This is a genomic window from Butyrivibrio sp. NC3005 (assembly GCF_000424545.1).
Classification (GTDB): Bacteria; Bacillota; Clostridia; order Lachnospirales; family Lachnospiraceae; genus Butyrivibrio.
This window is the reverse complement of the sequence record NZ_AUKC01000072.1, coordinates 1-9,961: the sequence shown is the minus strand read 5'-3', so window position 1 is coordinate 9,961 and position 9,961 is coordinate 1. Positions and strand designations below refer to the sequence as shown.

General features: G+C 35.8%; 8 protein-coding genes, 1 tRNA gene and 1 pseudogene. All 10 read right to left on the bottom strand.

The window, feature by feature from the left end; translation table 11 throughout:
* Positions 1–35: 35 nt before the first annotated feature.
* Complete coding sequence (locus G634_RS0114390; RefSeq protein ID WP_026505861.1) at positions 36–1,286, bottom strand: MFS transporter; 1,251 nt, start codon at positions 1,284–1,286, stop codon at positions 36–38.
* Positions 1,287–1,384: 98 nt separating this feature from the next.
* Positions 1,385–2,137: a tetratricopeptide repeat protein gene (locus tag G634_RS0114385; protein ID WP_242826826.1), complete on the bottom strand. Its 753-nt coding sequence runs from the start codon at positions 2,135–2,137 to the stop codon at positions 1,385–1,387.
* 252 nt (positions 2,138–2,389) lie between these two features.
* Positions 2,390–2,440, bottom strand: a pseudogene (locus G634_RS22175) (hypothetical protein); the annotation flags it as partial.
* 31 nt (positions 2,441–2,471) lie between these two features.
* Positions 2,472–3,338, bottom strand: coding sequence for an LD-carboxypeptidase (locus tag G634_RS0114380; protein WP_242826825.1), 867 nt, complete (start codon positions 3,336–3,338; stop codon positions 2,472–2,474).
* Between the two features lie 77 nt (positions 3,339–3,415).
* A tRNA-Arg gene (locus G634_RS0114375) sits at positions 3,416–3,489 on the bottom strand.
* Between the two features lie 68 nt (positions 3,490–3,557).
* On the bottom strand, positions 3,558–4,445 hold the full coding sequence (locus G634_RS0114370; RefSeq protein ID WP_026505858.1) for a DUF3881 family protein: 888 nt from the start codon (positions 4,443–4,445) through the stop codon (positions 3,558–3,560).
* A gap of 89 nt (positions 4,446–4,534) precedes the next feature.
* Positions 4,535–5,821: a serine--tRNA ligase gene (gene serS / locus G634_RS0114365; protein WP_026505857.1), complete on the bottom strand. Its 1,287-nt coding sequence runs from the start codon at positions 5,819–5,821 to the stop codon at positions 4,535–4,537.
* Between the two features lie 124 nt (positions 5,822–5,945).
* Positions 5,946–6,473 carry a DUF4446 family protein gene (locus tag G634_RS0114360; protein WP_026505856.1) on the bottom strand — a complete coding sequence of 176 codons (528 nt, stop codon included), beginning with the start codon at positions 6,471–6,473 and terminating at the stop codon, positions 5,946–5,948.
* A 64-nt stretch (positions 6,474–6,537) separates the two neighbouring features.
* The gene (locus G634_RS0114355) at positions 6,538–7,488 is read right to left on the bottom strand and encodes a ParB/RepB/Spo0J family partition protein (RefSeq protein ID WP_442855647.1); all 951 of its coding nucleotides are present in this window, start codon (positions 7,486–7,488) and stop codon (positions 6,538–6,540) included.
* A 579-nt stretch (positions 7,489–8,067) separates the two neighbouring features.
* Positions 8,068–8,838 carry a ParA family protein gene (locus G634_RS0114350; RefSeq protein ID WP_026505854.1) on the bottom strand — a complete coding sequence of 257 codons (771 nt, stop codon included), beginning with the start codon at positions 8,836–8,838 and terminating at the stop codon, positions 8,068–8,070.
* Positions 8,839–9,961: the final 1,123 nt, after the last annotated feature.

Sequence of the window (9,961 nt, the reverse complement as noted above, 5' to 3'; positions counted from 1 at the left end):
GTTTTTGGAACGCAGTGACAAAAATCTATAAATATCTATATTGCTTCTTTGACAATCTCTATATCAGGTTCATATATCATACGAACGTCTTTTCGTCTACCCCAAATTAGTAACCAGCTTGAAAGCATAGCGATTGCACCGCCAATTGAGAGACACCACCTATAATCAAGTATCTCCCCTAGAACCCCCATCAATAGTGAAAATACACTTGCCCCAGCTGTAATCAGTACACCTTCGAAAGAATTGACTCGAGACCTAAGTCTCTCAGGAATATAAGTTTGCACCGCTGCACTTCGCATAATTGCGCTGTTGCTGCCAAGAAAGCCACAAATCCCTCTGTTGACCAGCATCAACGGATAGGGAAGCCAAAGTAAGCTCATATCCATTGCTTCGTAGACTTGATAAACAAAGAACACGAAACCAAACTTCTTCTTGTTAGGAATCTCTATTCGATATTGCAGCGCGCTACCAATTGTTCGTCCTGCAAACTCTACTACTGAAAATGCTGAATACATAGTAGCAGTTAAGCCCGGGAAAGTACGGAAGAAAGCTACAAGAATAGGAGAAAAACCGCTCGCAACACCATTGGTGACTGCCATATATTCATATATACCGCAAAGACCTCGTTCTTTCTTTAGGTACCGGACAGCCTCATGTATATCAAGCGCCCATGCTTTTAGAGAATATGGCGTTCGATCATGTCTATTTGTTTCATCCAAACATATAAAACTCTCTGTAATTGCAGCTGTAAAGGACAATGCACTCTGTGCAACCAAAATCCATGCAACACCAACTGTATCCAAAAGAACGGCAGCTAATGGTGTCATGACTACCTTTAGTACCGGATAGAGCATAGACGATACAGCATAGCCCTTTTGCTCAGATCCTTCCGGAATCAACTCCGGATAGATGCTGGTAAAAGCCAGCTCATCAACGGAACCTATACAAGCCAAAAGCAAAGATACTGACAGATAACCAACATAGGAAAAGTCAAAGTAAAGTAGCCACAATCCCATTCCAAGCAGTAAAAAGGTATTTGCGATATCACCTGCAACCAAGAATGTCTTTCGTGGTAATCGATCCATAAATGGTGCGACGATTACAGGTAGTAATAACTGTGGAATTAACTGAATTGCCATAATAAGAGCCGATGCAAGCGTACTCCCGGTTTCATCATAGACCAGAAATGCTAAAGCGAAGCTTCCTGCAATTGATCCAATTGTACCAAGAGCTGAAGCAATAAACACTAAGCGGAAGTTTCGAGTCCAAAGTTTCGTTTTTTTCATTAGAATCACCTCCGTAAATAGTGTAGCAGTTCATTTAAGTGAAAAAAATCCCGTATATTTGGGAAAATATCACCAAAATATACGGGTTAAACAATGCTTTAAACTATTTTTTTAGGAAATTCTTCTAACAAGTCACATACTTTCTTGTACTGTCTAGTTGCCTTATACCATTCTAATACCCAAGGCAAGTGGAATATTGCATATCCTGATGGCAATTCTTTTTGCATGCGGGTAAAGCAATCCAAAAGTAAAGAACCATATTCATCATGTGTAAGATAGTCTGAGTGTTCTAATCTATATCGAACCAACCTGAGTAACTGCAGTGCAAGATTCATATTGATTTCCTCATCATTCATGGTTTCTGCCCGGTCCAAAGCTGCAAGAGCTTCTTCAAAGCGCCCAGTTTTTTCGCAGCAAATTGCCAATTTATGTAAGGACATAAGTGTGTGTGTTTCCTGCTTGGAAAACCATGTATATGCATCCTCATATCGCCCTATTTCAATCCAGGAAGATGCTGTATTATATCCGATATAGTGCAGCGCTCTTTGATCTTGTAAATCTTCTGCCAGTCTCCTTCCAATCTGATAATGACGATCCATATTGGGAATGTACTGCTGATTGCCATAAGCATTTCCAAGGAAAAGTTTTGCATTCAGCATAATCCTTACTCTACCTTCCATGCTCGCCAAATCATAGGCTGTCTGGAGAGCATCAATTGATGATGAATAGTTTCCAACCTTGTAGTCTGATATGCCTAACATCAAGTAAGTATATGCGCATGGCATAAGTCTTACTGCCTCAGTCTCCTGCCCTTGTAATATTCGCTGAAGTGCCAATTGCCTTTTATCCATACAGGATTCCAACGCAGTATCTAGTGGACTTTTAGAAGAAAGTAAGGTCAAATCTAACCATAAAGGTGTGGCCCGATAGTATTCAATATCCTTTGACTTTAGAAGTTCGCTTAATTGATCATGCCTACCGTCAAATAGTAGATTCCAGCATTTGTTGGCCAATTCAGTGGCTTCTAGCTCAATTTCCGGTTCAATATGTAATTCAAGCCTATTCAGGAGAAGCCTCAAAACATCCTCTGACGGTTCTGCTTTTCCAGTTTCGATTTTAGATAAGTATGATACTGCGCAAATCCCTTTGCACAATCCTGCCTGACTCCAATTTCTTCGTAGCCTCTCACGATAAATGATGTATCCTTGGTAATTCAAGTTTTTCTCCTATCTCAATAGCTTTGGAATTGTGTCCATGTCCTATTTCTGTTGTAGTAGCAACAGGTAATGAACTCGAAACATGCATTTTAAGCAAATCATAAACCGACAGTTCTAAATCTGCTTTTTCATAATTTGTAAATGTTCCAAGCAGCACTCCGGAAACCTGCTCAAATACTCCGATGTGCTCTAGTTGTGTAAATAACGTAGCTACCTGTCCTGATCCTCCACCCAGAGATTCAAGTAAAATAATCTTTCCATTCATATCAGGCCAGTATTTTGTTCCAGCCAGCTTCAATAGGCATCGTATATTGCCGCCTACCACTATGCCTTCCATGTGATTGCCATGAAGGAACTCATAATTAAAATCAAATAACGATTCCTTATTTCCTGACAAATAATCTGCGAATCTTTTTTTCTGCAGATCAGCTTCGGAATATACCATATTTTTTACCTGATATAAAACAGAGGATTTTCCCGTCATTGCATAAATAGCATTTATCACAGTTGTAAGGTCGCTATAACCCCAGAATCTTTTTCTTGAATTTGCAATTACATCAAAATCAATGTATTTCAAAACTCCATTTGCCAAATCACCACCGGAAATATCATATATCGCCTCAATAGAATCGTCTTCATAAAAGCGCATGAGATCAGCAGCCCTTTCTTCATCTGTTCCGCTGAATTCATCCGTTGTAACCAATATATGAGGTGCAAACACGGGCTCGATTTCAAAACCTTTAAGCACTGCTGTTAACTCATCTATCTGATATTCCCATTCCTTCAAATGCCCATTTGAGCATGCGGATATACCAACTCTCATTCCTTCGCTCATGCTTTTCATTGTCCTTGTTATAATCAATGGTTTTTTAAACAAAAAAGAGAGAACTACGTCTGTAATTCTCTCTTTAGTGTACGGGAGGGGATTCGAACCCCCGACCTACCGCTTAGGAGGCGGTTGCGCTATCCAGCTGTGCCACCCATACAATTCATATGTCAGTTTATACCGACATATGTTAATTTATCATAAAATGTCCGTTTTTTCAAGCCTAGCTTACTTTTCTTCCGGAAAATTAATTAGTCCCTGCAGCCATATTTCACCTTTAAATCGTCTTCCTATAGCCGGTTCGCCAATTAAATCTTTTTTGCAGATTCCAATATTCATTTTTATCCCATTACACAAAACGGTTAGGATGTAAACTGGCTCTTGTGTATATTTGTTTATGACAAGTTCGTAATCCTGAATTTCCGCGAGTATTTTATATTTATCGCTTTCTACGCTACTTGGCATAAAATAATTATCAACTAGTGTTAAGATATCTTCTGCTACTGATTTTGTTCCAATTACAGAGTAAATATCCATATCCTGAAGTGTTAGAGCTTCAATTGCATTTTCATTTCCTTTTTTGGCAGAATTGATAAGCTTTGCTCTTTTTTTACTTTTTTTCTTTAACATTCGTTCTTGATATGGAGTCTTTGCAATGGGCAAGACAACACATCCTTTTAAAGCAAGAGCTGATAATGATACACTAACGTTATCAATAGGCTTTTGGCCGGATTCTGAATTTTTTAAGTAAGATATGATATTCTGCAGATAAAAAATCATAGTAATACCAAGTCTGGAATCATCACATATTCCAGCAAATGATTCCGTAGCACTATGTCGCTCTACGGTAATATCTTCACAGCTTGAGACATGTTTGCCGACAACATATGGAAAATAGTATTCAAAAATAAAGTGATTATCATTTTTGAATTCTCCACAAACGGCAAGACCAAGTCCTGGTGCAAATTCTTTTGTGAACACAGAAAAAATTTCTCCATACTCATTAGGAATATAAGAGCGTTTTTCTGCATATCTTACTGTAAAGTTTAGCAGTCCTTCTAGTGCGGGTCTGCCTTCCAGGTTTGAAAAACCTGCAGCTCTTAAATATTTATGCATATAGATTCTTTCTTATCTGTTTTTTATGTTACAAGTAGCCAGCAACAAAGTAATGTGCTGGCTACTTATTTATAATTTTAGTGTTTCTTTTATGCCTTAGGAGTAAGGACTTCTTTTCCACCCATATATGGCTGAAGAACCTTTGGAATTCTTACAGAACCGTCTGCCTGTAAGTTGTTTTCAAGGAATGCGATGAGCATTCTTGGTGGAGCAACTACAGTGTTGTTAAGTGTATTGGCAAGATAATTTCCATTTTCGCCCTTTACACGAATTTTCAAACGACGTGCCTGAGCATCGCCAAGATTAGAGCAGCTTCCTACTTCGAAGTACTTCTTCTGTCTTGGAGACCAAGCTTCAACATCGCAGCTCTTAACTTTAAGATCAGCTAGATCACCAGAGCAGCATTCAAGTGTACGAACTGGAATGTCCATTGAACGGAAAAGGTCTACTGTGTTCTGCCAAAGCTTGTTGTACCATGTCATAGCTTCTTCTGGTTTACATACAACAATCATTTCCTGTTTTTCAAACTGATGAATTCTGTAAACACCTCTTTCTTCAATTCCATGTGCTCCTTTTTCTTTACGGAAACATGGAGAATAAGAGGTAAGAGTGTAAGGAAGTTCATTTTCAGGAACAACTTGATCAATAAACTTACCAATCATTGAATGCTCAGATGTACCGATAAGGTAGAGGTCTTCTCCCTCAATTTTGTACATCATAGCTTCCATTTCAGGGAAGCTCATAACACCAGAAACAACATTTCCATGAATCATGTATGGAGGGATTACATATGTGAATCCACGCTCAATCATGAAATCTCTTGCATAAGCAATTACTGCAGAATGAAGTCTTGCGATATCACCCATCAGGTAGTAGAAACCATTTCCTGCTACTCTTCTTGCAGCATCAAGATCGATTCCATTGAATTTCTCCATGATGTCTGTATGATAAGGAATTTCGAAATCAGGGACAACTGGTTCACCGTATTTCTGAATTTCGACGTTGCAGGAGTCATCTTTTCCAATCGGAACAGATGGATCGATAATGTTAGGAATTACATACATGATTTCTAACAGTTTATCATCAACTTCTTTCTGTTTTGCTTCAAGCTCAGCAAGTCTTTCAGCATTCTTTGTAACTTCTGCTTTTACTGCTTCAGCTTCTTCTTTTTTGCCCTCTTTCATGAGAGCACCGATTTGCTTGGATATTTTGTTTCTATTAGCTCTAAGGTCATCAGCTTCCTGCTTGATTTGTCTGCTCTGAGCATCAAGGCTTATAGCTTCATCAACGAGAGGTAGTTTCTGATCCTGAAACTTCTTTTTAATGTTTTCTTTAACTACATCTGGATTTTCTCGAACGAATTTTATGTCTAACATTATATCTCCTTTTTCTCTCCACGTATTAATATATCGGTTAAGTGAAAGAGTTTGTTTATATATTATATGTAATTTAAAGCTTTACCTCATATATTATACTTATTTCAAGGCTTTTTTTCTACCTTTAATTGAATAGAGTAGAATTTAATGCTATATCCATAGCTTCTTTTTCTTCGGCAACTAGATCTACATCTGATGAACCATCTTTGATAATCTTGGTGTAAGAATAACTTCCCTCATTACCATGAACGTAGTTGATAACATATCCATTGTTGTTTGCATCAAGAAGAACAATTGCGCAGCTAAGTTTGCCGCCCATGTGAATTGCATCGTATTTTACAACACCAACTTTCTGGAAACAGTGAGTTAGACGTTCATTAATATCTGCTATTGCCTGCTTATTATCATCAGTGAATTTCTTGATATATCTGTTATCTTCAAAGAGTTCAGTTATCTGATCTTCAAGACTTTGCGCTTCTCTTCCTCTCATGAAGTTGTTGATTCTATTGGTTAGTTTCTGTATTTCTGATCCCTGTGCGATTACAAGGATACTAAGAATAATGCACACAAAACAGAGAACTGCGAGCACAATTACATAAATTCCTGGATCAATTGATCCTAATCCTATTTTATTTAAAATATTGCTATTCATCTTTAGAAATAGACTCCTTCTAACTAGGTTGAAAATAATATTTATCACAATATTTAAATATTATTTATATCATTAGCATTCTTGTGATTTTCTCTAAATCATCATTGTTGTAGAATTCAATCTCAATTTTGCCTGCGCCTTTGTTTCCCTTGCTTACAATTGAAACTTTTGTTCCAACTTTCTGTTTGCATCTTTCTTCAAGGTCGTGATAGATTGCTTCGAGGTTTGAATCAACCTCTTCTACTACTGGTTCTTTTTTTACTTTTGAAAGACTCTTTACGAGTTTTTCTGCTTGTCTTACACTAAGCTTTTCGTCAAAAATTCTTTCAGCCATTTCGAGCTGGAGTTTCTCATCTTCAATAGCGATAAGAGTTCTTGCATGTCCGCTGGAAATCTTTCCATCAACAATCATTTGCTGAACTTCTTTGCAAAGTTTGAGAAGTCGCATTGTATTAGTGATAGCTACTCTGGACTTGGAAACTTTTTCTGCTACTTCATCCTGCTTTAATCCGAATTCATTGATAAGTTTCTGGTAACCCATTGCTTCTTCTATTGGGTTTAAATCTTCGCGCTGAATATTCTCGATTAGCTGAATTTCAACGATTTGTTCTGTTGTTAAATCATCTCTGGTTATAATTGGTACTTCTTTTAAACCAGCAAGTTTTGCTGCACGCCATCTTCTTTCGCCTGCGATTATTTCGTAATAATCTTTCTTGGTTTTTACCAAAATTGGCTGTATTACACCAACCTGTTTGATGGATTCTGCGAGTTCTTCGAGTGCATCCTCTTCGAAGTTCTTACGTGGCTGTTCTCTGTTTGGCTCGACGGATGTTATTTTGACTATTTTTTTTGAGTCAGCAACCTCTTCTACCTGGTGTATATTTGCTGTGGTTTCAGTGTTGTTTTCAGTTTTTGTGACAGTGTTTCCTATTACAACCGGAGCTTCTTCTTTTTTTAATTCGTTTTTTGGAATAAGACTATCAAGTCCTCTTCCAAGTCCTCTTTTCGCCTTCATTGACATATCCTTATCCTCTTGATCTTAATTGTTCATTCAATTGATGTTGTTTTAATCATCTTCTTTCAAATAATTTTTGGTAGAATCATTTTGTCTCGTAATTATTGACTTATATTATTCTTTTTTGTTTGATTTTTCAAAAATCATTTGAAAGTTTTGTTTCACATGAAACGCTGCACAGATTAAAGATTGTAATTTTATGTTTGTTTCTGTGGTATGTGATTTTGAATTTCATTAAGGCAAAAAGAATGACTTTTTGTCACTTATATTCAGAAACTTGCATTTACTGCGAGTTTCGTGAGAACAAAAGTCAAGCGGCAAACTGGTCTAGGGCGAAGCCTTTTTAAATGGCCAGTTTGCGTAGTTTTGGAACGTAGTGACAAAAATCTATAGGTTATTGTTTTCATCAGGAAAATCAAGAACCGTACCAGATCAAAATTTGTCGTTAAGACAAATTTTGTCCTGCGAAGCAGGATTCTTGCTGATGATTATCCTAAATCTCAGCAAGAAGTCATAGTTTTCTATTTGCTTTAATGATGTTACATAGAAAGTTCAAATCAAATTCTGTAAAAACTTCTCTTATGAGTTGGTTATTACTTCCTCTGCAAGAAGTTTATAAGCTTCTGCTCCAGCTGACTTTGGTTCATACATATTAATTGGAATACCATAGCTTGGTGCTTCTGCTAAGCGAATGTTTCTTGGGATGATTGTTCTGAAAACATTCTCTTCTATGTGATCTTTTACATTTTCAACAACCTGAAGTGAAAGGTTTGTTCTAGAGTCGAACATTGTAAATACAACACCTTCCATTTTTAATTCTGGATTTAATCTATCCTTTACTAGGTTTATTGTGTGTATTAATTGGCTAAGTCCTTCCAATGCATAGTATTCACATTGAATTGGGACAAGTACAGAGTCGGCTGTTGTCATGGCGTTAACTGTCAGCATACTTAGTGATGGTGGACAGTCAATTATGATGTAATCATAGGAATCCATTATTTTTTTTACAGCTTCTTTTAAGATGTACTCTTTATGCTCTGCATCAATCAATTCGATTTCTGCTGCTGATAGATTTATGTTAGCTGGAATGATATCAAGAGTTGGCAAATCATCTATTATCTCATGGTGGATACATTCTTCAATATCGCTTTCGTCCAGCATGAGTTCATATACTGTGTTTTCAACTGAATTTTTGTCAAGACCAAGACCGCTGGTTGTATTTCCCTGTGGATCCGTGTCGATGACTAAGACTTTCTTTCCTGTTTCTGCAAGTGCTGCAGAGAGATTAATGGATGTAGTTGTTTTTCCTACTCCACCCTTCTGGTTTGCTACGGCTATTATTCTTCCCATGTTAAAATCCTCCCAGAATAATATAAAGAATATTTGATATGTAAGATCACTTTTATTTAAGCTGTTACGTTTTTGTTGGTAGTGATTACAGCATATCGTATTTGAGTTTCAGCTTATATATTTAATATGTTTCACGTGAAACATTATTAAACCAAAACGTAATTTTTATTATACACTTTCAAAATTAATCAGTGAAGTAAAATTAAAACCTAATTGCGCTATTCGAGAAAATTTGGTACATGTCACGTAAATTTCTTTTAATGCCAAAAATTTTTTGTGTAGGTTTTAGCTTTGGGCTTTGATGAATTTATTGATATTTTCAATTAATGTTGTTGTTGTGTCATTTTGCGTTGATGATTGATGGTTTTAAATAAACTATAAATGGTTGCAAGTAATAATGATTAACTAGGAAAGAGTACATTCAACTACTACTGTCTTTTGTATATTATTATTCAAAACTGTTATAAAATATCTAATTTGTAATCAACTAAATTAATACGTGCTTCTTATTTGTAAATTCATTTTAATTATAAATATGAATTATGTATCAAAATGCTAATCATTAGTATTGAGGATTTTTTATAACTATAAAGGATTCTATGATTTATATTTGTTTCTTACAATATAGTTTATCTTCGTTTTTTAAAGAGGTATTTGGTTGCTATACTTTTTTATGAATTGAAAGTTTTGAATTATATATTTTATAATTATATGCTTTGGTGTGTTATGTGTTGAGCGTTTTTAATCTAGTAGTAGATATAAATTTAAAATAAGTTGAAATATGCTACACTCTTCTGCCTTAGCTTGTATTTCTTTTCAAATCAAATAGCTTTGAGCAATATTTTAAATATATCTTTTTACTATATATGCATTTTATTTTATAGGCGTATTAAATATAACTTTGTTATCTGATGTTTCACGTGAAACATCAGATGTTTTTATAATTAACCCAATAAATAATAAATCATATGTAAATACTGATATGCGCATTTGATTTTTCTGAAGATTTATAATTTATATTCTAAAAAGAAAAAATCAAGTGGTAAAACTAGCTCAAGGCGGATCATTTTTTAATATCTAGTTTGCATGACTTCTTGTCACTGCGTTCCAAAAACTACGCAAA